Origin of the sequence: Actinosynnema sp. NPDC023794, from assembly GCF_040639675.1 — a bacterium.
Taxonomy (GTDB): domain Bacteria; phylum Actinomycetota; class Actinomycetes; order Mycobacteriales; family Pseudonocardiaceae; genus Actinosynnema; species Actinosynnema luteola.
In genome coordinates, this window is record NZ_JBFAFR010000038.1 from 1 (window position 1) to 21,665 (window position 21,665).

The window sequence follows — 21,665 nt, forward strand, 5'->3', positions numbered from 1 at the left end:
CGCGGTCATCGCCAAGGCGCCCACCGACGGCGGCGTCAGCTGCCTGACCCTGGCGATCGCCAGGCACACCGGCCCCGGTCGTGGTCGCTGGTGGAGTTCGCGTCCGCCGCTCTCAGCCCAACGGCGCGCGGTGCCCGGAGCGCAGGGGCGCGCCGGCGTCGTGCAGGTGGCGCAGCACTTGGGCGTAGGAGGACCGCAGGCCGGCCTTGCTGTAGGGGATGCCGTTGCGGGCGCAGAAGTCCTCGACGACGGGCTGCGCGCGGCGGAGGTTGGGGCGGGGCATGTGCGGGTAGAGGTGGTGCTCCACCTGGTGGTTGAGGCCACCGAGCAGCGCGTCGACCCACCGGCCACCCGTGACGTTGCGCGAGGTGAGGACCTGCTTGCGCAGGTGGTCCAGGCGCTGTCCCTTGGCGATGATGGGCATCCCCTTGTGGTTGGGGGCGAAGGAGCAGCCCAGGTATACGCCCATGAGGCCCTGGTGGACCGCGATGAACACGACCGCCTTCAGCGGGGACAGCAGCAGGAACACCGCCGTCAGGTACGCCGCCGCCGGGAGGAGCTGCAACGCGGCTTCCCGCCAGGGGTGCTTGAGCTCGCCGTGCCACAGCGCCTGCAGACCCGAGATCCGCAGCACGACCGCCTCGGCCAGCAGCAGCGGGAAGAACAGGAAGGCCTGGTACTTGGTGATCCACCGGTACAGGCCGCGCTTGTCGCCGGCCTGCTCACGGCTGAAGGCGATGGCGTGGATCTCGATGTCGGGGTCGTGGTCCTCGTGGTTGGGGTTGGCGTGGTGGCGGTTGTGCTTGCCGACCCACCACTGGTAGCTGATCCCGGTGACACCGCCGTGCAGGTGCCCCACGAGGTCGTTGTGGCGGTGCGAGCGGAAGATCTGCCGGTGCCCGGCGTCGTGGCCGATGAAGGCGAACTGGGTGAAGACCACGGCCAGGAGCACCGCGGTCAGCACCTGCCACCACGAGTCGCCCAGCAGCGCCATCGCCGTTGCGGCCATCGCGAGCAGCAGGACGTTGATCGCCATCCTCGTCGCGTAGTACCCGCGGCGCCTGTCCAGCAGGCCGGCGTCCTTGAGCTGCCGCGTCAAGCGGGCGAAGTCACTGCCCTGCCGGGCATCGGGAGGTCGTGCCTCGGCGGTGGGTGAGGAGGTCATGGACATCTGCTTTCCGGGTGGACGGACGCGTCCGCTCCACTACCCCGGTGTCCGCGACCTGGGGGTGGAGTGGGGCCTGGGAGGGGGAGGTGGGTCGGCCGGCGTGGCCGTTCGCGAGGATCACAAGGCCGCCCGCGGAACTGCGGGCCGTTGGACGCCCAGGGGTTTTCGGTGGGCGGGTGCGCAGCAACCGGATTTGCCCGTCATCGAGCCAACGCGGCCGACAGTCGGCCGGTTCCCACAATCGTCCCCGTGTGCCGCACGGCACATGCCGGTCCGTTCACCGCAAACCCCCGATCGCACCTGGTGTGTCCACAGGCCGCCAGGGTCCGGGGCGGGATGTCCCACGGCGGGCGACGCCGTTGAATCCCAGGGCGCCACCGCGGTGGACCTCTACGGTCGCACCGGCCGCTCGTCTCCGCAAGTGGAGCGGCTGCTCACCGATCGGACGACCGGGCGGGCGGACAACGACCCGCCGCGAAATGGCGGAAATGACGTCCGGCGATAATCGGTCGCGGTATTCGGAGTACCCTTGAGGTGTCGCCCCGGCCCCCGGCGAAGTCGATCTCATTCGATGTGTTCCCGGAGAACGAGTCGGGGGAATCCTCCCGCCCGCGGTCCCACGTCCGCGACGGCAGCGCATCGGACACCACGCCTCGACCACACGAAGGACGGACCGATGTCGACGACCCACGTGCCGATCGCCCCCCTGGCACCCGACGCCGCGAGGCAGGCCGAGGGGTCCTGCCCCGCGTGCCCGCATCCGGCGGACGCCCACGACGCCCTCGCACAGCGGTTCTGCGCCGCGACACGGGCGGGCGACCTGCACCGGGGTTGCCTGTGCTCCACCGAGTCGAGCAGCGCGACCTACGGCAAGTCAGGCCAGGGGAACGTCAGCGACCGCGCCTGATGCCGGCGCTGGACCTCGGCGCGCGGAGGACGCCTCAGCGGGACCCCGTGACGGCACGTCGTCGACTCGGGGAAACACCTTGAACTCGACGTCCAGTCCGGTGACGGCCAGCGGCCGCAGCACCGGACGGGTCCGTGCCACGACGTGCAGTCCCACCCCGGACGCCGCAGCCGCGGCCCTGGCTTCCACCAGGACGGTGAGACCGGCCGCGCCGAGGAAGCCCACCTCGCTGAGGTCGACCACCACGTCCGGACCGTGGGAACTGATCTGCTCCAAGAGGTGGTTGCGCAGGTGGGACGCGGTGGAGAGGTCCACTTCACCGGACACCGCGCACAGCACGGCGTGAGCCGACAGCGACCGCACCGCGACCGCCAGGAGTTCGCCGGGCGACGGGACCACGGCTTCCCGCAACGGCGGTCGAGCGGCACTTCGGACGTCGGCACTCACGGGCTCTCCTCGCCGAAGCGTGGCGTCCGCGGGGTCCGGGCGGCTGACGAGTTTCAGGTTTCGAGCGTATCGCCCGGCGAGATCCCCGCACAAGGCGTTTCCAACCTCATCCGAATGAATTTCGAGCACTCCGGACTCTTCTGCACCTCGTGCCGAACGCCTCGAAGATATTTTCGAGGCGTTCACCGGCGTAATGTGGGAAGTACCGGGGGCGCGTCGAGTGCCGGCATTCGAGCCGGCACCGCCTTGGGCGCACCGCGATTCCGGCCGGTCCGGCCGGAGACGGGAACGCCGAGTTGACCTCGAACCAGCCAGGCCCCCACCACCCGCCCGACCACAGGGCCTCGATGCCGGTGGGCGGTGAAACCTCACACCGGCGAGTCGGGCTCCGTCGACGGTGGCTGGTGGCCGTGGTCCACCGACCCGGCGACCGAGTTCCCCCCGCTGATCACCGCCATGGCCGCCCCGGGGCTGCCCGTGCAGCGTGTTTCCCACGACCTCGATGCGTGGGACGCCGCGGACAGCAACTCACCGTGCACGGCACGGTGGTGCGCATGGAAGGTTGCCGCACCACGCAGCCGCACACGGTCACCATGGTCGGACCTGACCGCGTCCGGACCCGGCTGCTGGTGATCCCGCCGGCCACACCGGGTGGCGCCGCACGGGCCGCGATGCGCGCCGCCGCCCTCCCGGGCCGGCGGACGGTCGAGCGCGGCCCTCGACGGGACATGCTCCTTCACGAGGACGAGGACGAGGCCGCGTCGTGACCGCCCCCACCCCGTCGGGGCGGAGGCAACGCCTCCTCCAGCGGCGGCGCCCGATTCACCGATCGGCGTCGTCGCGTCCCGCGCGCCGCTGTGGCGCAGGCGTGTCCGGGTGAACGTGAGCCGGCGTCGGCGACCGCCTCCCGCCCAGCGCTGATCGCCCTCGCCGGCCGTCCGGCCGCGCGGGTCGCACGACCTCGCCGCGCATTCGGGTGAGAGTTCCGGCGCCCCGCTCCGGTCGGCGGGTTGCGGGGTTGCGGCGCGTAGAGTGGGACGGTCGTGGTCCACGGTGCGGGAGGTCGGGTCGTGCCCTGCGACCAGGTGACTGGGAGGTCTCCGGATGGCCCGGTACACCACCAGTCGGTTGGCGCAGGTGAGCCGCTGGATCGCAGAAGCGGCCGCCGACCTGGGCACGCCCGTCTCGGTCGGCGCCCTCTGCCAGGCCGCCGTCGCGCGACTGGGTGTCAGCGGCGCCGTGCTCACCGTGGACACGTCCGGCTGGCCGGAGGTCAGGTGCGCAACGGACGCGATGGGTGAACGCCTGGCCGAGTTGCAGGTGACGGTGGGCGAAGGACCGGCCGTCGACGTCTGGCGCGGAGGCGGACCGGCGCTCGTCGCCGATCTCGACGCCCCGTCCAGCCAGGCCCGGTGGCCGATGTTCGCGCCGCTGGCCGTCGAAGCCGGAGCCGCCGCGCTGTTCGCGCTCCCGCTGTGCGTCGGCGCGATCCGGGCCGGGGTGCTGTCGCTGTACCGGCTCGACGTCGGCCACCTCGCCGCCGCGGCGCTCACCGACTCGCTGGCGTTCGCGGAACTGGCCCTGCGGCTGCTGCTGGACGAGCAGGCCGACCTGAGCCCGGCGGACGTCGCCGAGGACGGCCTCCCCCTGCACAACCCCCACGTGCACCAGGCCACCGGGATGGTCGCGGCGCAACTGGACCTGGGCATGGCCGACGCGTTCGCCCACCTGCGCGCCCGGGCGTTCGCCGAGCAGGTGCCGCTGAGCGCGCTGGCGGCCGACGTCGTGGCCCGCCGACGGCGATTCGCCCGCGACGGAGGATGACAGTGAACACGTACGGAACAAGACCGCGCTCTGAGCACACCAGCGGAGGTGGCTGCGATGGACGGTGACCGTCTCGTCGACACGTTCGTCGAGTTGGCCGACACCCTGGTCGACGACTTCGACGTCATCGACTTCCTGCACATGCTCGTGGACCGGTGCGTCGAACTCCTCGACGTCGACGCCGCGGGGCTGCTGCTGGCCGACCAGCGGGGCAGGTTGCAGCTGATCGCGTCGTCCAACGAACAGGCCCGGCTGCTGGAGCTCTTCCAGCTCCAGAACGACGACGGACCCTGCCTGGACGCGTTCGCCACCGGCATCAGGGTCAGCCACCCCGACCTGGCGGAGGCGGGTGAGCGGTGGCCGCGATTCACCGCGGTGGCCGCCGAGGCGGGGTTCGCCGCCGTGGACGCCGTGCCCATGCGCCTGCGCAGCGAGGTGATCGGCGCGCTCAACCTCTTCCGGAACCGGCCCGGCGAGCTGGACGCCGGCGCGTTGCGCACCGCCACCGCGCTGGTCGACGTCGCCACCATCGGCCTGCTGCAACAACGTTCGATCCACCACCACCAGGTGCTGACCGAACAGCTCCAAGCGGCGCTGAACAGCCGGGTGGTCGTCGAACAGGCCAAGGGGCTGGTGGCAGAACGCCTCCAGGTCGACATGGACACCGCGTTCGCCGCGCTGCGCAGCTATGCCCGAGGGCACAACCTCAAGCTGAGCGGCGTCGCCCACGACGTCGTCGCGGGCGACATCGACACGCCGCAACTCCTCGACGCGCCCGCCAGGACCGGACGGCTTCGACGCTGACCGGACGGCGGCACGGGCCGGTCAGCGGCGCGGTGGCCTCGTCCGGCCGCCGACCAGGTCTCGGAGCTGCGGGGTGGGTGCCAGACCCAGGTCCACGTGGAGGAGGCGGCTGAACCGGTCGAACGCGTGCACCGCCTCGGACTGGTTGCCCTCGGCCAGGTGGACGCGGATGAGGGCGGTCTGCGCGCTCTCCCGCAACGGGTCGGCGCGGACGACCACGCTCGCGGCTGCCGTGGCATCTCCGAAGCGCCTCGCCTCCACCAGACCGTCCACCACCGCCTCCAACGCGTGGAGCCGGAGTTGGCGCCAGTCCTCGACCTCGAAGGCGAGCCAGTCGTCGTACCAGAGCGGCAGCAGTTCCGACGACAGGGTGGCGACCGCCTCGACGCTCAGGTCCCCCACGGCGTGCGGACCGGCTTCGAGCAGGCGGTGGGCGAGCGCCTGGGCGTCGCGCAGGTCGACCGAGACACCGGGCGCGAGCTCCAAGCTCGACGGCGTGACCAGCAGCGTGTCCCGGCAAGCGCGGTTCATGCGGATCAACGTCGACCTCAGGGCCGCGTAGGCGTGGCCTTCGGTGGCGTCCCCCCACAGTGAACTCGCCACGAACAGCCGCCCCACCGCCCGCCGGCGCATCGCCATGAACGCCAGCAGGCGCTCGGCTCCGCCCGGGACCGGAATGGCGTCGGCTCCCCCGGTGAGCCGGAACCCGTCGAGGAGCGCGACGTGCAAACCCGCTTGGTGCCCGTGGGACGCGAAGCGCGCTCCCGGCGCCGCGAGTGCGGTCATGAGCCCGGTGTCGAGGTTGTGTCGAAGAGGCCCGGAAGAATGATCACGGAAGACCTTTCGGCTTTGACTTGCAGGTGTGCGCGGAGCTGCGCGCTCGCGGCCGAATCGGAGCCGGCTGCGGTGGAACCGTCGACTGACGTCCTGCGGACCAGCTTACCAGCGCGGGCACGGGCGAGCGGCCCCACTCGGGGGTCAAACCCTTGCCACCGCTGGAATCCGTCCTGTGTGAGGCAGGGTGCGCCGCCCCTCAAACCACCCGTTCGGGGGTTCGCTGCCGGAGCCCGGACGACACGAGGAGCGACCCGGTCCCCATCCGGGGCCGGGTCGTCGACGGTCTGTCGTGTTCACGCGTCACTCGGTGGGTGCCCGAGCGCTACGACTCGCAGCTGCTGCGGAGGTCCGGCGGCACGCCGACGGGTCCACAGGAATCGGTGTTGTCACCGCCGTTGAGGGTGTCCTGCGCGGCATCGGTGCCCGGACCGCTGAGCGTGTCGTTGCCCGCGGAGCCGTTCAGCGTGTCCGTGCCGAGGTCCCCGTAGAGCAGGTCGTCGCCGACCTGGCCGGTGAGCGTGTCGTCGCCCGCGCCGCCGTAGATCGTGTCGATGTAGGCGGTGCCGGTGATGGTGTCGTTGCCACCGCTGCCGTAGACGGTCTTGCCCGGGTTGGCGCTGGTGCAGTCGATCGTGTCGTTCCCACCGGAACCGAACACCGTGGTGTCGTTCTGCGTCACGTTGGGACCGATGGTGCACGGGACCGCCGCCGAGGCGACGCCGGTTCCCATGAAACCGCCCACGACCAAGGCGCCCGCTGCCAGGATCGGGTAGAGCTGTCGAGTTCGCATGTCGTCCTCCGCTTCGTCTCCGGGAATCCGGATGACCACAGCGTGTTCCCTTGGGCGTTACCGGCGCGTGACGCCGTCGCGGCGCCCGCCGAGGACTGGCGGAGTCGACACTTCGTCACGTTCGGCGCGCGGGGCGTTAGCGCGTCGCGCCGGTCGGGCCCGGGCTCGCGGCGGCGTGGCCGGCGAGCCCGGGTGCTTCCGCGTGACCGCGGTCGATCAGCAGGAGCAGATCCCGCCGTTGTTGACACCGGCTGCGCCGTTGGGGCCGACGGAGCCGCTGCTGCCGTTGACCACGGTGGTGCCGGCTTCGACGGTGCCGGTGTTGCCCGGGCCGCCCGCGCCCGCGGCGCCGCCGAGGCCGCCCGCGCCACCGGGACCGCTGCACCCGGTGCCGCCGTTGCCGCCCGCACCGCCGTTACCCCCGTTGCCACCGGTGACGGTGATGACGTCGACACCCGCTTCGCCGTTGACGGCTCCCGAGTTGCCGGCGCCACCGGCGCCGCCCGCACCCCCGACACCACCAGCGCCACCGGGCTGGGTCGCGCTGATGCCGTTGCCGCCCTTGCCACCGACGCCGCCGGCACCGGCGACGCCTCCGTTGGCCTTCAAGGTGTCGACTCCGGCGCCGCCGTTGACGGTCCCGCTGTTGCCGATGCCACCCGCACCCCCGGCTCCGCCGACGCCACCCGCTCCGCCGCCGCTGCCGCAGCCGCCGACGCCACCCGCGGCGCCGGATCCACCCGCACCACCGGTCGCGGTGACGGTGTCGAGACCGGCGTCGGTGCCGCCGTTGACGGTTCCGGAGTTGCCGACGCCGCCGACACCCGCAGCACCACCGATGCCACCGGCGCCCGCGCCTCCCGCGACGAGGCCGCCGTTGCCGCCCACCGCGCCGAGGCCGCCGTTGCCGCCTCTGCCCCCGGTCGCGTTGACGGTGTCGTTGCCCGTGCCACCGTGGATGGTCCCGGTGTTGCCCGCACCGCCGACACCGGCTACGCCACCGTTGCCACCGGCACCACCGGCACCACTGTTGAGGCCGGTCCCCCCGGTGCCACCGTTGCCGCCGTTGCCGCCCGCACCACCGGTGACGGTGATGCTGTCCGTACCCGTGCCGCCGTCGATGATCCCGGAGCCGCCCACCGCGACACCGCCCCCGGTGCCGACGCCGCCGTTGCCACCGGCGCTGCCGGCCGGGGTGCCCGCGGTGCCGTCCGCTCCGGGAGCGCCGTTCGAGCCGGCGACGCCCGCCACTCCGGTGACGGTGATGGTGTCGTTGCCTGCGAGCGAGTTGACGGTCCCGTTCACCGGTCCGCCGGTGATGGTGATGGTGTTGTTCGCCGACGTGCCGGTGAGGACGTCGCCGGCGGGAATGCCCGCCGTGCAGACGAAGTTGTTGCCGGTCTGGGTGCACCCGACCGGGAGGGCCAGGGCCGTGCCCGGAGCCACCAAGGCGAAACCGGCCACCGTGCCCAACCCGACCAGGACGCGACCCCAGCGCGCGGCCGTGCCGGTGCGCAAGTTCAATTTCATGATCAATCTCCACCCGTGAGGTGGGTCCGAGCCGATGCCGCGGACCCGCGGGGGGGTGATCGGATGACCGGGGTCCGGGGTCACGTATCCGGTGCCGATGAACGAGGGCACCGGGACGACCAACACCCTCGAAGGCTCAGCGTGCGCGTCTCTCCGGAACCAGCGAAAGGCACAACGCCGCCGGTCACCCGAATGCGATACGCACTCCCCTGAATGCGAACGAGTCCGCAGTTGGAGGGTTGTTCCCGACTATCCGTGCGGACGAATACCGCCCATCACCCGATCAACAGGTCATGGGCTCACTGGTCGGGTCGACCTGTTCCGAATCGCGCGTTGGTCCGATCACCACCGGTCAACAGCCGCACACCCCGCTGTGGGACTGCGGGATGTTCCGGTCGTTCGCCCGGACCCCGGTGAACCACCGTCGTGTCGTCTCGTCGGCCCGCGCGCGGGACGACTCAATTCGGACGTCGGACGAGCCCGTGCCCGCCTGGGGCGGCGTTCTTCGCCGCCACCGACTTCGCCGCGATCACCGGTGTCGTCTGCACCGAACCGGCCCGGCCCGCGGACCCGCGGTACGTCGGGTTCGCGGCGGCCGTGCTGTCGACCGCCGTCCACGGCTACGCTCGCGCTGCCGCGCCTTCCGCCCGCCCCGCCACACGGGGAGGGGCGGCGACGCGAGCCGGCGGGCCGGTCCCGTCGGGACGTCGACGACCGTTCGGGTGAACAAGGAGTCGCCCGTTCGGCCGATGGTATAGATTGGGCATTGTTACCCCGGACCCCGGTGGCGAAACACCTCCCGCGCAGATCGCAGAGGTGTTTGGCGAGCCGGGGTTTTTGCACGGGCGAGAAGCACCAGCCACTCGAATTGCGGTGGTGCCCGGGCATGCCGGACGCACCGGCTCCGCCGCGCCACGCAGGTCGCCCTCAATCCTGCTCCAGGAAATGAATTCCGATGCGACACATCCGCACCACCGTCAAAGCCTTGATCGGCGCCACCGTCATGACCGGGGGCCTGATCGCCGTCACACCACCGGCGCAGGCCATCACCATTCCGGTGGCGTGCGGCGAGAACGCACTGGTCGCGGCGGTGAACCTGGCCAACTCCACCACCACCGCCGACACCCTCGCCCTGGCGGGCGGTTGCACCTACAGCATGACCACGGCGCACGGTGGCGCGTCCAACGCGCTACCGGTGATCACCACCCCGATCGAGATGATCGGGCCCGCCACCGTCACCAACGCCTCCCGGCTGGGGCTGTTCCGGATCGCCGAGGTCGGCCCGACCGGCAGCCTCACCCTCACCACCGGCGTCGCGTTCACCCGCGGCAACGTCGTCGGCCACGGCGGCGGCATCCTCAACCGCGGCGCGGTCACCCTCACCGGCAGCACCCTGACCGGCAACACCGCCTCGGGCAACGGCGGCGGCCTCGCCAACGTCGACACCCCGTCGGGCACGGCCCCCGCGGCGACGTTCACCAACAGCCCGGTGTCCGGCAACACCACCCCGCTCGGCGAGGGCGGCGGCCTCTACAACGGCCTGCGCGGCACCCTCACCGTCACCGGCGTGACCGGCAGCCCGCTGTTCATCACCGGCAACAGCGCCGGCCGCGGCGGCGGCATCTCCGCGATCAACTCCACCGCCACCACCCTCACCCAGACCGCCGTGACCGACAACCACGCGCTGTCAACCCTGGGCCAGTCCGGCGGCGTCTACCGCCGAGGCGGCACCATGACCACCACCGACTCCCCCATCACCGCCAACACCCCCAACAACTGCGTCGGCAGCACTCCCGCGGTCCCCAACTGCACCGGCTGACCGCTTCCGGTGGCACACCGGGTGAGTGAGCCAGGCCGAGGCCGGGCGGAAAGGCCGATCGACGGCCTCCCGCCCGGCCCGCGTCGTGCCGGGAGCGGTTCTTCCCCGTCGGGGAACGAGTCGTGATCGTCGAGCCGGCCCACGAAACGGCGGCGACAACGCCAACCGAGCGCTTGGCCAAGGTCCTGACCGGGGCCGGTGCGGGGAGGGTCGTTCGTGGCCGCCTAGTCGTGCTCGGGCAGCGTGGGCACCGACCTCAGCGCGCGGTTGTGGCGCGGTTCGGTGCGCGTCTTGGCCTCGTCGACCTGTCGGATCAACTCGTCGCGGACCTCGCTCAGCGCCGCGGGCAAGTCCCGCTTCGAGGACGTGGCGACGAGGTGCAGGCGAGGGCTCCGGTTGATCCAGCACTCCAGGGTGACCCGCTGCTCGGCGCCCTGGCGGTCCTTCAGGCTGATCTCCAGGTCGACCTGATCGGCCCGGAACGACCGCAACCGCGATCCGAGGGAGGCCAGGTGTCCCGAGACCCAGTCGTGCTCGGACGCGAGGAAACCGGTCGCGAGCTGAAGGCGCTGAACGATGACCGTCGCGCCTTCGGGGGCGTCATGCATGCACTGTCCGTCCTTTGTGGAATGCGGTCGGCGTCGACCGGGGAACCGGTCCGCACCGGACCGCGGTTGTCAGGCCTTGTGGGTCCGGGCCAGCCGCTCCGGCCGCGGCCAGCGGACGTTGGTGGCCCAGCCGAACACCTCGAAGACCCGGATCAGCCGCGCGGAGATGTCGATCTGGCCGCGTCGCACGCCGTGGCGGGCGCAGGTGGGGTCGGCGTGGTGGGAGTTGTGCCAGGACTCGCCCATCGACAGGATCGCCAGCGGCCAGAAGTTGGCGGACTTGTCGCGCGAGGCGAAGGGGCGGTCACCGATCATGTGGCAGATCGAGTTCACCGACCACGTGACGTGGTGCAGCACGGCGACGCGCACCAGGCCGGCCCAGAAGAACCCGGTCAGCGCACCCCACCAGCTCCACGTGATGAGGCCCCCGGCGAGCCCGGGCGCGAGCAGCGTCACCACGGTCAGCGCGGGGAACCAGCGGTTGACGCGCTGGATGTCCTCGTCGGCGAGCAGGTCGGGGGCGAAGCGGGCGGCGTTCGTCAGCTCCCGCTCGAACAGCCAGCCCATGTGGGCGTGCCAGAAACCTTTGGCCAGCGCGCCTGCCGACGTCCCGAAGAGCCACGGGGAGTGGGGGTCGCCTTCGCGGTCGGCGTAGGCGTGGTGCCTGCGGTGGTCGGCGACCCAGCCGATGACCGGGCCCTGCATGGCCATGCTGCCGACCACCGCGAGCGCGATCCTCAGCCCGCGGTTGGCCCTGAACGCGCCGTGGGTGAAATAGCGGTGGAACCCGATCGTCACCCCGAGGCAGGTGAGGGTGTAGAAGAAGACGGCGAGGCCGATGTCGACCCAACCCAGACCCCAGCCCCACACCAGCGGAACCGCCGCGGCGAGCGCCAGCGCCGGGATCACCGCGAACAACTTGACCAGGAACATCTCGGCCGGTGACTTCACCCCGGCCAGCACGGGCTGCGGCGCTGTATCGGCTCGCAGGACGTCCGATCGGACTTTCGTGCTCATGTTTCGTACCTCCGGCAACGGCATTGTTCTCCGTCGCCGGGGTCCGGGGCGATCGGTGTGGGGGTTGGGCGGGTGCCGCGACAGGCAGCCCCGGATCACACCGGTCGGGTACCCGTGGCACGACGTCGGCAAACCCGCGTGGCGGCACCGGCGCTCTCGATCTTCGAGCAGGCTGTGCCGTCTGGCGACCACCGACCCGTTGAAGGGTCACCACCCCGGCAGGGCCGAAATCGCCGGCAATCTTCCAGATATTCTTCGACCGTGACCGGCACCAGCCGGAAATCGCTCGACACCATTCCGATCGATCATGCCAAAATGAGTGTAGGGTGGAGTTGTCGAGAACATCCCGCACCTGGGCGGTCAAGCCCATGTCGTACTCGGTGAAAACTGAAACCGGCCTTTTCCCGGCTGGAGACGGGAGTCCGACGTGACGTCGGCACCCCACCCTCTCATCACCGCTGTCACCGAGCAGCCCGCGCACCCCCGGCGACTGCGGCTGCGGCCGAATGCCTCCACCGCGGGGCACGTCGACGGCGCTTGGTGGCCGCGTTCCCGGGACCTCGTCGCCGAACTCCCCGCGTTGCTCGCGGTGCTGGTGGTTCGGCTGGGCGACGTCATGCGGGTGAGCTACAACCTCTCCGAGTGGAGCACCGCGCCGCGCCGCGTCACCGCCGACAGCGGTCAGGTCCGGCTCGACGGGTTCACCTCGCGACCCGCCCACACCGTCGACCTGGTCGCAGCGGACAGGCACCGCCTCACGCTGCTCGTCGTGCCGTCGGACACCGACCCGGTCGCGGCGCACCGCACCATGGCGCTCGCGGCGGATCGCGACAACGTCCAGACCGTGCACGACCTGCTCACCGCAGGGGTCAGCACAACCGCACCGACACGGCAGGCGACCGACCCGGCCCACATCGCACTCCTGGGCTGGGAAGCGGACGGCGGCCGAGTCCCCGAGCAGACGAGCAGGCGCACCTCATGACGACACCGACCTACCTGTCCGCGTACGAGCGCAGGGTCGAACTGGTGCAGGAAGTGCTGTCAGCGCACTCCGCGCTCAGCCGGAAGGACGCACGGGGTCTCGCTGTGCACGTCCTGCACGCGCTGGACCGCATCCCGGAGAAGGTCCGCTGACGGACCCCGACGGCCGTCCACGCCGCAAAGGGCTCCCGATCCTGCCCGGCGGTGACGCGACGCCCTCACCGGCAGCACTCCCCGACCGCACCGCACGGCGTGGTCCCGCCGTGCGGCGCAGGCCCGCGTTCCGCCTGACCTGAAAGGCCTGCATGTCCCGCACCTACGGATTCCTGAGCACGTACCCGCCCACCCAATGCGGACTGGCCACGTTCACCGCCGCCCTGCTGCACCACCTCACGGCGGTGACGCCGGGTGGCGGGGGCAGGGTGGTCCGCGTCCTCGCGGGACCGGACGACGAACCCGCGGTCGCCGACGGGACGGCGGTGGTGCACCGGATGGTTCCCGGCGCGGTCGAAGCCGCGGCCGAGGTCCTCAACGGGTGCGACGTGGTCGTGGTGCAGCACGAGTACGGGATCTACGCAGGCCGCGACGGTGAGGACGTGCTGGGCGTGCTCGCCCGCCTGAGGGTGCCGGTGATCGTCGTGCTGCACACGGTGCTCACCATGCCCTCGCCCGGCCAACGGCAGGTGCTCGACGAGGTCGTCGGCCACGCCCACGCGGTGGTGACCATGTCCGAGGCCGCGCGCCGCCGACTCGTGGACGGCTACACCGTCGAGCGGCCCGACGAGGTCGTCGTGATCCCGCACGGCGCGCTGCCCGTCGAGCCACCGGCCCGCGAACCGTCCACCGACCGGCCGCTGATCCTCACCTGGGGTCTCCTGGGCCGTGGCAAGGGCATCGAGTGGGGCATCTCCGCACTGGGTGCGCTGCGCGACCTGAAGCCGCGTTACCTGGTGGCCGGCCAGACCCATCCCAAGGTGCTGGCGCACGAGGGCGAGACCTACCGCAGGAACCTGCGCAACCGCGCAGCCACGTACGGCGTCACGGACCTGGTCGAGTTCGACCCGATCTACCGCGACGTGGACGCGCTGGCGGAGCTGGTCGGTCAGGCTGATGTCGTCCTGCTGCCCTACGACTCGTCCGAGCAGGTCACCTCCGGGGTGCTCGTCGAAGCCCTGGCCGCTCGCAAGCCGGTGGTCGCGACCGGGTTCCCGCACGCCGTCGAACTGCTGGCGGACGGTGCGGGCCTGCTGGTGCCCCACCGCGATCCGGCCGCCATCGCCGCGGCCCTGCGGCGGGTGCTGACCGAACCGGGACTCGCGGCCGGGATGAGCGACCGCGCGGCGAGCCTCGCTCCCGAGCTGAGCTGGACCGCGGTCGCGAACCGGTACCGGGGCTTGGCGGAAAGCCTGCTCGCCGCCCGCGTCGTCGTGACCACGTGACCGGCCCGAGCTTCGCCCACCTGCTCCGGCTCAGCGACGACACGGGTCTGCACGAGCACGCCGACGGGCCGCTGCCCCGCAGGGAGCACGGCTACTGCCTGGACGACGTCGCCCGCGGCCTGGTCGTCCTGTGCCGCGAGCCGGAGCTGCCCGCCGACCTGGTCGTGCTGGTGGAGCGCTACCTCGCCTTCACCGCACACGCGCAGGTCGATGACGGGCGGTTCCACAACCGGCTCGGTCCCGACCGCGAGTGGCGGGACGAGCCGGGGCTGGGCGACTGGTGGGGACGCGCGCTGTGGGGGCTGGGCACCGCCGCGGCTCGCTGCCACGTGCCTTGGATCCGCACGGCTGCCCTGGCCCGCTTCGAGGTGAGCGCCCACCACCGACCGCCGTCGGTGCGCTCGATGGCCTTCGCCGCACTGGGCGCCGCCGAGGTGCTGAGCGTCGATCCCGACCACGCCCTCGCGGCGAAACTGCTCGGCGACGTCGCGGCGCACGTGGGCGAACCGAGCGAGGTCCCAAACTGGCGCTGGCCCGAGCGGCGGTTGTTCTACGCCAACGCCGCGCTGCCCGAGGCGCTGATCGCGGCGGGCGACCTCCTGGAGAACCACAAGATCCGCGAGGACGGCCTGCGACTGCTGGACTGGTTGCTGATCATCGAATCGCGCGACGGTCACCTCTCGCCGACCCCGGCCGGCGGTTGGCGCGTCGGCGAACCCCGTCCGGCGTTCGACCAGCAACCCATCGAGGTCGCGGCGCTCGCCGACGCTTGCGCGCGCGCCCACGTGGTGACCGGCGACCGGATGTGGCTCACCGGCGTGCGCCGTGCGGTCGCGTGGTTCGAGGGCGACAACGACATCGGCGTGCCACTGCGTGATCCGGAGACCGGTGGTGGTCTCGACGGACTGGGACGCGAAGGGTGCAACCGCAACCAGGGCGCCGAGTCGACCCTGGCGCTGATCTCCACGCTGCAACACGGCCGCACCCTGCTGGGGAGCACTGGGTGAGGGCCATCGTCACCCGCGCCTCGCCGCGGTTGCGGCCGGACCCCCGCCGGGTCATCACCAAGATGTTCGTCCCCGGAGAGGAACGGCCCGAGCACGAGTCGAGGTCCGCTGCCGTGATCCGGCGGGTGCTGGCGCTCCACGAGGAGACCGCGTGCGCGGCGCTGACCCGCACGCTCCACCTGTTCGAGGGTCGGCACCGCGACGTCCGGGCGACCTTCGCCGACCACTTCGCGAGCGTCAGCCACCGCCTCCCCTCCGGCGTCGAGCTGTCCGAGTCCCGTCGCCTGCTCATCGGCGCGTACTTCACGCACGAGTACGCCGTCGAGGGCGCCGCGCTGTGCAACCCGTCCATGGTCGCGCACCCGGATCAGCACGGGGTGGAGCCGGGGCACGTGAAGTTCGTGCTGAGCGTCCGCGGGATCGGCGAGGGCCACCTGTCGTCGATCGGCTTCCGGACCGGCGTGGTCGGGCCCGGCGGCGCGCTCACCGTCGAGCCACCCCGGGAAGTCGTCACCACGGGACTGCGCCGGGACTCGGCGTACGAGAAGACCCTCTTCCTGACCAAGCTCGCCGAGCTCGGCCACGACGACGAGGTCTCCGCCGTGCTGAACCGGTGGTTGCCCACGCGGTTCACCGACGCCGAACTGGACCGGGTGCTGGCCGACCTCCACCCGCGGCTGGTCGCCCGTCAGGAGGCGCACCGGACCGTCGAGCTGATCCGGTGGATCGCCGCGTGCAACTACACCTCGGAGTTCCCCGACGACACCGACGTCAGCGGCCGAGTGCTCTGGCCCACCGGTCCGTCGGAGCGCCAGGGTATGGAGGACGCCAGGTTCGTGCGCTTCACCGATGACGACGGCGGCCAGACCTACTACGCCACCTACACGGCGTACGACGGCACCGATGTCGCGCCGCAGCTGCTGCAGACCGACGACTTCCGCACCTTCCGGGTCACGCAGATGACCGGCTCGGCCGCGCGCAACAAGGGCATGGCGCTGTTCCCCAGGAAGATCGGGGGCCGGTTCTTCGCGCTGTCGCGCGGCGACGGGGAGAGCACGGCCGTGGTGGCTTCCGACCACATCGGGAACTGGAACGATCCGCGACCCGTCGAAGGTCCCGGCGAGGACTGGGACCTCGTCCAGGTCGGCAACTGCGGCTCGCCGATCGAAACCCCCGAGGGCTGGCTCGTGCTGACCCACGGGGTCGGCCCGATGCGGGTCTACTCGATGGGCGCGATGCTGCTCGACCTGGACCACCCGGAACGGGTGTTGGCGAGCCTGCCCGAACCGCTGCTGCTGCCCACGGCCGACGAACGCGACGGCTACGTGCCCAACGTCGTCTACTCATGCGGCAGCCTGCGGCACGGCGACACGCTGGTGATCCCCTACGGCGCGAGCGACTCGACCATCGGGCTGGCGACCGCGTCCCTGCCCGACCTGGTGGCCGCCTTGACCGGACGCCGAGCCGGGTCCCGCTGACGGCCCACCGACGGACCAACCGCTTCCAGCGACGGGTCGGCGCACGAGATCTCGGCACGACGACTCCGAACGGTCCGCTGCGGCGGGACGTGCCAGGTCCCTGAGCGCCGCCTGCGGGGCGCGGGCGAATGACCGGCTCGAGACCCGCGCTGGGAAGGAAGGGGGTTCAGCGGCCGTCGAACAGGTGCGGCAGCCGGCTCTCCGTCAGCTCCACGTGGTCGAAGACCACCTCGCAGCCCGCGCCGACCGGTGACTGGACCTCCAACCCGACGCGCACGTCGCCGTCCAGGGCGAACTGCCGCTCCAACCGCCACGTCACCCCGTCGGCCGACGAGTGGAAGGCGTACCCGCCGTCGAGGCTGCTGATCCGCAACCACGCGGTGTCGCCCGCGACCGCCGCCCCCACGGCGTCGTCCGACCGGCCGTCGCGGGTGACCACCGAGAAGATCGAGGGCGTCCCACCGGGGGCCAACTCCAGGTTCACCTTCGCCCAGGTGTGCTCGCCGCTCCAGAGGAACAACGCCCCGGCGTCCCAGTCGGCGTGGAAGTCGACCCTCAGTCGAGCCCGCAACTGCCAGTCACCGCGCGGCGGGTCGGTGAGCGCCCGCGCGGCGTTGTCCTTCACCTGCGGCCCGAGGGGACTGCGGAAGATGTCGGTCTCGGCTGCCGCGACCGCCGTCAGGACGTCGTCGACGACTTCCCACGATGCGGGCTCGACGTCCCAGGCGAACGACGACCGGCCGAGCGTGAACACGGAACCTCCTGAGTGCCGATTCTACGATTCCAGTGCCGCAACCGGTCCGGCAGGGCCGCCAACCCGACGACCTCGACCGAACCGACCATGTGCCTCGGGACACCGGGGTGACCCAGCACGCCGGATCGCCGAGGCGGTCCAGGTCGCAACCGGTCAACGACAAAAACTCGGGGAACAGCAACAGCCTCGCGCCCGAGTCCGCCGCGGCGGCGACCACCACCTTCTCGGAGCCCACGCCGGTGATCATTCGACGCGAGCTCACGCGTCAGTCCTCGGTGGGTGTCGTGACAGTGAGGTCGAGCGCCATGAACACACTCGTCGGATCCGGGCGGTAGTCCGCGAACGGCGGGCACGACACGAATCCGTGCCGGGCGTAGAGGCGGCGGGCCGGCGCGAAGAAGTCCTGGCTGCCCGTCTCCAGGCTGACCCTGCGGTAGCCGCGCCCGCGGGACTCCCCGATCAGGAAGGCGAGCATGTGCGCGGCCACACCACGGCCACGGGCCTCCGGCCGGGTCCGCATCGCCTTGATCTCCCCCTCGGACGGGGAGAGCTCCTTCAGCGCGGCGCACCCGAGCAGGACCCCCTCGCTCCACGACGTCCAGAACGACACCCCGGTCTCGCGCAGTCCCGCGTGGTCCAGGGCGTACACGCTCTCGGCGGGCGAGGTCGCGTACATGTCGGCGAGGTGCTCGGTGATCAGGTCTCGAACCGGCTCGCGGGTGAGGTCGTCGGGTTCGATCGTCAACGCGAGCACGGCCGGCGTTCCCGGCAGCGCGTCGTGGTGTCCCATATCCGGGATAGTATCCCCTATATGGGACACCAGGAAGGTGGCGCCGGCCACGACAACCCGCTGGAGCTGCGCCTGGCCGCCCGGCTCGCCGAGCTGCGCACCGAACGGGCGTGGTCGCTGGAGGACCTGGCCCAACGCGCCGGAGTCAGCCGATCGACGCTGTCCCGACTGGAACGCGCGGAGATCAGCCCCACCACGGCGCTGCTGGGCAAGCTGTGCGCGACCTACCAGCTGACGATGTCACGGCTGCTGGCCGAGGTGGAACCGGCACCCTCGCCGCTGGTGCCGGCCGACCGGCAGGCCGTGTGGCGGGACGACGACGCCGGGATCACCCGCAGGTCCGTGTCGCCGCCGTCAGCCGGACTGCGCGGCGAGGTCATCGAGGTCACCCTGCGACCCGGCGCGGACATCGCCTACGACGGCTCGCCCGTACCGGGCCTGGAACACCACGTCTGGATCCTGGACGGCGCGCTGGAGGTCACCGTCGACGGCACGGCGCACGAGGCCCGGACCGGGGACTGCCTGCGCTTCCGGCTCTGGGGCGGCTCCCGGTGGCGCTGCCCCGGCCCCGACCCGGCCCGCTACGCGCTCACGATCGTCCTCCCCTGACCCGACCCCCGAGCCGACGAGGACCACGGAGCTCCACGCGGCCACCACCGCCGCGCCATCCGCGAAGACCCGGCTCGATCGTCGAGGCGTGCGGCTCAGCGGCGCCGAGCAGTGATCCGCTGTGACGAGTCCGACCCGGACAGGTCTGGTCTACTGTGGACCCATGCTGCAGATCAGCGGTCTGACGTGGACGGTCACCCTCGCACTGATCGTGCTGCTGCTCGCGGTGGACCTGGTCCTCGCCGCCGCACGGCCACACCGGGTCGGGTTCCGGGAAGCGAGCCTCTGGTCGACCTTCTACATCCTCGTCGCCGTCGGGTTCGGCATCTGGTTCTGGTCCGCGCACGGCAGCGGGTTCGGGACGGAGTACTTCGCCGGCTACATCGTCGAGAAGAGCCTGTCGGTCGACAACCTCTTCGTCTTCGTCATCATCATGACCACCTTCGCGGTGCCCGAGGAGCACCAGCACAAGGTGCTCACCTTCGGGATCATCCTCGCGCTGCTCATGCGCGCGGTGTTCATCGCGGTCGGGGCCACCCTGCTGGCGCTGTTCTCGTTCATGTTCCTGCTGTTCGGCTTGCTGCTCATCTTCACCGCGGTGCAGCTGTTCCGGCACCGCGACGAGGACCCCGACATCGAGAACAACGTGGTGGTCAAAACCGCGCGCCGGATCCTGCCGCTGACCGACGACTACGTCGGCGGCAAGATCCTCACCCGGATCGACGGCAAGCACGTGGCCACTCCGCTGTTCGTCGTGCTGGTGGCCATCGGCGGTGTCGACCTGCTGTTCGCGCTGGACTCCATCCCCGCGGTCTTCGGCGTGACCGAGGAGCCCTACATCGTCTTCACCGCGAACGCGTTCGCCCTGCTCGGCCTGCGGGCGTTGTTCTTCCTGGTCAAGGGCCTCCTCGACAGACTGGTGTACCTCTCGGCCGGGCTCGCGCTGATCCTGGCGTTCATCGGCGTCAAGCTGATCCTGCACTGGGCCCACGTCGACATCGACGAGCGGGTGCCCGAGATCCCGACCCCGGTCAGCCTCGGCGTGATCGTGGTCGTCCTGCTGGTGGTGACCGTGGCCAGCCTGGTCAAGACCAGCCGCGACCCGTCGGCCAAGGCACACGCCGGCTCCCTGCGGGCCCATCCGGACGAGGCCCGCGAACGCGAACGGTGAGGCCACGCCACCGGGGCAGCCGACGCGTCGGCCGTTGCCGCGTGCAGCCGCTCCCGCAGTCGCGCGTTGCCCGTCACCGCCGGCGAGTTGCCCGCCCGAACGCGATCGAATCCGCGACATGGGCGCACGGGAGGCCCTCCACGACCGCGAACAGGCTGGGTGGATCCGCCGCGAGCTGCCGCTCCCCGGCTACTACGACGAGCTCGACCTCGGCGTCCACACCCTGTTCGACGACACCGCGGTGGTGCCGGACGCCGTCACCTCACCGACCCCGGGTGGGACGACGTCGCACCATGCCGCTGACCGGGTGCTCCGGGAACGCCCGCTTCTGCCGACGAGCGCAACGGTCGGGGAGAACTCGACGATAGGGAGGGCGGAGCGATCAAGCCGGAGGAGCGCCATGACGGGGCTGGACGCGTTGGTGGACGAGGCGGGGTGGCGGCCGGGATCGACGACGTGCGCCGCGGTCCTGAGCGTGCTCGTCGGGATCGGGACGCTCATCGGCAGCGTGATCGCCGGTGTGGTGCTGCCCGAGCCGACCGGGACGGGCTGGTTCGCGCTCCTCGCGTGGTCGGTGGTCGTCACCCAGGTCGCGGCGGCGGTGCTGTTGATCGCGGGCGGGGTGCGGCTCGCGGTCGGCTGCGGGCGGCGCGCGCTGGTCACCGGTGCCGCGCTGGAGCTCTGGGTCTGCACGGGCTACCTGCTCCACGCCCTGGTGGTAGTGGCACCTGATGCCGGCGAACCGACGAACGCGGCCCTGGTCTTCGTCGCGGTTCCCGTCGTGGTCGCCGCCGCGGCGGCGTCGGCCCTGTTCCTGGCGCTGCGCCCGATGACCGCCGAGTACCTGCTCCTCAGCCGGTGCGTTCCCTCCTGACCCGCACCGATCTCACCGCCGACTTCCGCTTCCGCCGATGTGCGCACGTTCACCGCCGCGGTGGGCTTGTTCGGTGACGGGCCGCCGCCCGCGAGACCCCGGCTGCGGCTCCGCGTCGTGGAGCGGACCACCCGCACCGACCTGGCCGGCCGACCTGCTGACCAGTCCTGCCGCCGGGGATCCGTTGGGGCGATACGGGGTTCAGTTGTCTTGCTCAGCTCTCACAGCGCCTGCGACCCCCCATTCGCAGACGCTGTCGCCGCGGTAGCAGGTGACATAGTCCAGATAAGTAACCGCGTTCTCGTCGGCCATCCCGACCACGACCGTGGTGGCCCCGCCGGCGACGTTCGCGTCAAGGGGGATGGACTGCGTCCTCAGGTGGTTGCACCAGAGGGCGGAGTTGCCCCAGTCCAGTCGGCGGGTGTTCGCCCACGCTTCCCCGTACACCCGCCGGCATCCGACGGTGTTGAACGTTCCGGTGATGCCGACCGACCGGTTGTACCAGGTGACTGTGCCGGAGTAGTAGCTCCCTTTGCTGTCCCAGACGTAGAAGTCGGTGGTGGGGTAGGCGGCGGCGGTGGCGGGTGCCGCCGCGAGGAGCATCCCGGCAACCGACACCATCGCGGCCACGGCCGCGCCGAGCTTCCTCGTGCGACTCTTCGTCGTCGCTTTGTTCTTCGGCTTCACCATGCTGACAACACTCCCGTTCTTCGAGTGACGGGCGCACGCCCGGCCACAACAAGTCATCATGCGATTACAGATCGTTACACCCGGTCGCATTGTCGCTGACAACCCCGAGGGGTTTCCTGCT

At 71.4% G+C, this 21,665-nt stretch carries 22 protein-coding genes and 1 pseudogene; 13 read left to right on the forward strand and 10 right to left on the reverse strand.

Translation table 11 applies throughout. The features are described 5' to 3' along the window. Positions 1–112 precede the first annotated feature (112 nt). A complete protein-coding gene (locus AB0H12_RS39820; RefSeq protein ID WP_499630303.1) occupies positions 113–1,165 on the reverse strand; it encodes a fatty acid desaturase family protein in 1,053 nt (350 codons plus the stop codon). A 679-nt stretch (positions 1,166–1,844) separates the two neighbouring features. On the opposite strand from AB0H12_RS39820, the gene AB0H12_RS39825 reads away from it, so the two are divergent. Next, positions 1,845–2,075: an RGCVC family protein gene (locus AB0H12_RS39825; RefSeq protein ID WP_499630304.1), complete on the forward strand. Its 231-nt coding sequence runs from the start codon at positions 1,845–1,847 to the stop codon at positions 2,073–2,075. On the opposite strand, the gene AB0H12_RS39830 is transcribed toward AB0H12_RS39825, so the two are convergent. Further along, positions 2,043–2,522 (reverse strand): STAS domain-containing protein, encoded by a 480-nt coding sequence (locus AB0H12_RS39830; RefSeq protein WP_499630306.1) that lies wholly within the window; start codon positions 2,520–2,522, stop codon positions 2,043–2,045. The two genes, AB0H12_RS39825 and AB0H12_RS39830, sit on opposite strands and share 33 nt — an antisense overlap. 360 nt (positions 2,523–2,882) lie before the next feature. Here AB0H12_RS39830 and AB0H12_RS39835 point away from each other — a divergent pair. From AB0H12_RS39835 to AB0H12_RS39845, 3 genes and pseudogenes are all read left to right on the forward strand, one after another. Next, positions 2,883–3,289, forward strand: a pseudogene (locus tag AB0H12_RS39835) (DUF5994 family protein). A gap of 337 nt (positions 3,290–3,626) precedes the next feature. After that, entirely contained in the window at positions 3,627–4,346 is a 720-nt protein-coding gene (locus AB0H12_RS39840) for a GAF and ANTAR domain-containing protein (protein ID WP_499630308.1), read from the forward strand. 57 nt (positions 4,347–4,403) lie between these two features. After that, positions 4,404–5,150 carry a GAF and ANTAR domain-containing protein gene (locus AB0H12_RS39845; RefSeq protein WP_499630310.1) on the forward strand — a complete coding sequence of 249 codons (747 nt, stop codon included), beginning with the start codon at positions 4,404–4,406 and terminating at the stop codon, positions 5,148–5,150. A gap of 21 nt (positions 5,151–5,171) precedes the next feature. On the opposite strand, the gene AB0H12_RS39850 is transcribed toward AB0H12_RS39845, so the two are convergent. The 3 genes from AB0H12_RS39850 to AB0H12_RS39860 form a co-directional block, all read right to left on the reverse strand. Then, a complete protein-coding gene (locus tag AB0H12_RS39850) occupies positions 5,172–5,936 on the reverse strand; it encodes an AfsR/SARP family transcriptional regulator (protein WP_499630312.1) in 765 nt (254 codons plus the stop codon). 373 nt (positions 5,937–6,309) lie between these two features. Further along, positions 6,310–6,777: a calcium-binding protein gene (locus AB0H12_RS39855; protein ID WP_499630313.1), complete on the reverse strand. Its 468-nt coding sequence runs from the start codon at positions 6,775–6,777 to the stop codon at positions 6,310–6,312. A 216-nt stretch (positions 6,778–6,993) separates the two neighbouring features. After that, the gene (locus AB0H12_RS39860; protein WP_499630314.1) at positions 6,994–8,307 is read right to left on the reverse strand and encodes a hypothetical protein; all 1,314 of its coding nucleotides are present in this window, start codon (positions 8,305–8,307) and stop codon (positions 6,994–6,996) included. A 955-nt stretch (positions 8,308–9,262) separates the two neighbouring features. On the opposite strand from AB0H12_RS39860, the gene AB0H12_RS39865 reads away from it, so the two are divergent. After that, positions 9,263–10,126, forward strand: a complete 864-nt coding sequence (locus AB0H12_RS39865) for a hypothetical protein (protein WP_499630315.1) — start codon at positions 9,263–9,265, stop codon at positions 10,124–10,126. A gap of 224 nt (positions 10,127–10,350) precedes the next feature. Here the strand turns inward: AB0H12_RS39865 and AB0H12_RS39870 are convergent, their stop codons facing one another. Then, complete coding sequence (locus AB0H12_RS39870) at positions 10,351–10,734, reverse strand: HPF/RaiA family ribosome-associated protein (protein ID WP_499630316.1); 384 nt, start codon at positions 10,732–10,734, stop codon at positions 10,351–10,353. A 69-nt stretch (positions 10,735–10,803) separates the two neighbouring features. Then, the gene (locus tag AB0H12_RS39875; protein WP_499630317.1) at positions 10,804–11,751 is read right to left on the reverse strand and encodes an acyl-CoA desaturase; all 948 of its coding nucleotides are present in this window, start codon (positions 11,749–11,751) and stop codon (positions 10,804–10,806) included. Between the two features lie 427 nt (positions 11,752–12,178). Here AB0H12_RS39875 and AB0H12_RS39880 point away from each other — a divergent pair, with 427 nt between their 5' ends. The 5 genes from AB0H12_RS39880 to AB0H12_RS39900 all read left to right on the forward strand — a co-directional run bounded on the left by AB0H12_RS39880 (position 12,179) and on the right by AB0H12_RS39900 (position 16,656). Then, positions 12,179–12,733, forward strand: coding sequence for a DUF5994 family protein (locus AB0H12_RS39880; RefSeq protein WP_499630318.1), 555 nt, complete (start codon positions 12,179–12,181; stop codon positions 12,731–12,733). After that, entirely contained in the window at positions 12,730–12,885 is a 156-nt protein-coding gene (locus tag AB0H12_RS39885; RefSeq protein ID WP_499630319.1) for a DUF6307 family protein, read from the forward strand. The genes AB0H12_RS39880 and AB0H12_RS39885 overlap by 4 nt, the downstream gene beginning before the upstream one ends. 152 nt (positions 12,886–13,037) lie before the next feature. Further along, on the forward strand, positions 13,038–14,171 hold the full coding sequence (locus AB0H12_RS39890) for a glycosyltransferase (RefSeq protein WP_499630320.1): 1,134 nt from the start codon (positions 13,038–13,040) through the stop codon (positions 14,169–14,171). Next, a complete protein-coding gene (locus AB0H12_RS39895) occupies positions 14,168–15,178 on the forward strand; it encodes a hypothetical protein (RefSeq protein ID WP_499630321.1) in 1,011 nt (336 codons plus the stop codon). Before AB0H12_RS39890 ends, AB0H12_RS39895 begins: the two co-directional genes overlap by 4 nt. Beyond that, a complete protein-coding gene (locus AB0H12_RS39900) occupies positions 15,175–16,656 on the forward strand; it encodes a glycoside hydrolase family 130 protein (RefSeq protein ID WP_499630322.1) in 1,482 nt (493 codons plus the stop codon). The genes AB0H12_RS39895 and AB0H12_RS39900 overlap by 4 nt, the downstream gene beginning before the upstream one ends. 166 nt (positions 16,657–16,822) lie before the next feature. Here AB0H12_RS39900 and AB0H12_RS39905 read toward each other — a convergent pair whose 3' ends face one another. Then, on the reverse strand, positions 16,823–17,410 hold the full coding sequence (locus AB0H12_RS39905; protein ID WP_499630324.1) for a DUF1349 domain-containing protein: 588 nt from the start codon (positions 17,408–17,410) through the stop codon (positions 16,823–16,825). Between the two features lie 265 nt (positions 17,411–17,675). Next, positions 17,676–18,200 (reverse strand): GNAT family N-acetyltransferase, encoded by a 525-nt coding sequence (locus AB0H12_RS39910; protein WP_499630326.1) that lies wholly within the window; start codon positions 18,198–18,200, stop codon positions 17,676–17,678. A 21-nt stretch (positions 18,201–18,221) separates the two neighbouring features. On the opposite strand from AB0H12_RS39910, the gene AB0H12_RS39915 reads away from it, so the two are divergent. The 3 genes from AB0H12_RS39915 to AB0H12_RS39925 all read left to right on the forward strand — a co-directional run bounded on the left by AB0H12_RS39915 (position 18,222) and on the right by AB0H12_RS39925 (position 20,854). Beyond that, positions 18,222–18,809 carry a helix-turn-helix domain-containing protein gene (locus tag AB0H12_RS39915; protein ID WP_499630327.1) on the forward strand — a complete coding sequence of 196 codons (588 nt, stop codon included), beginning with the start codon at positions 18,222–18,224 and terminating at the stop codon, positions 18,807–18,809. A 163-nt stretch (positions 18,810–18,972) separates the two neighbouring features. Next, positions 18,973–19,980, forward strand: a complete 1,008-nt coding sequence (locus AB0H12_RS39920) for a TerC/Alx family metal homeostasis membrane protein (RefSeq protein WP_499630329.1) — start codon at positions 18,973–18,975, stop codon at positions 19,978–19,980. A 118-nt stretch (positions 19,981–20,098) separates the two neighbouring features. Next, entirely contained in the window at positions 20,099–20,854 is a 756-nt protein-coding gene (locus AB0H12_RS39925; protein ID WP_499630331.1) for a hypothetical protein, read from the forward strand. A gap of 201 nt (positions 20,855–21,055) precedes the next feature. Here the strand turns inward: AB0H12_RS39925 and AB0H12_RS39930 are convergent, their stop codons facing one another. Continuing rightward, positions 21,056–21,544, reverse strand: coding sequence for a hypothetical protein (locus AB0H12_RS39930; protein ID WP_499630332.1), 489 nt, complete (start codon positions 21,542–21,544; stop codon positions 21,056–21,058). Positions 21,545–21,665: the final 121 nt, after the last annotated feature.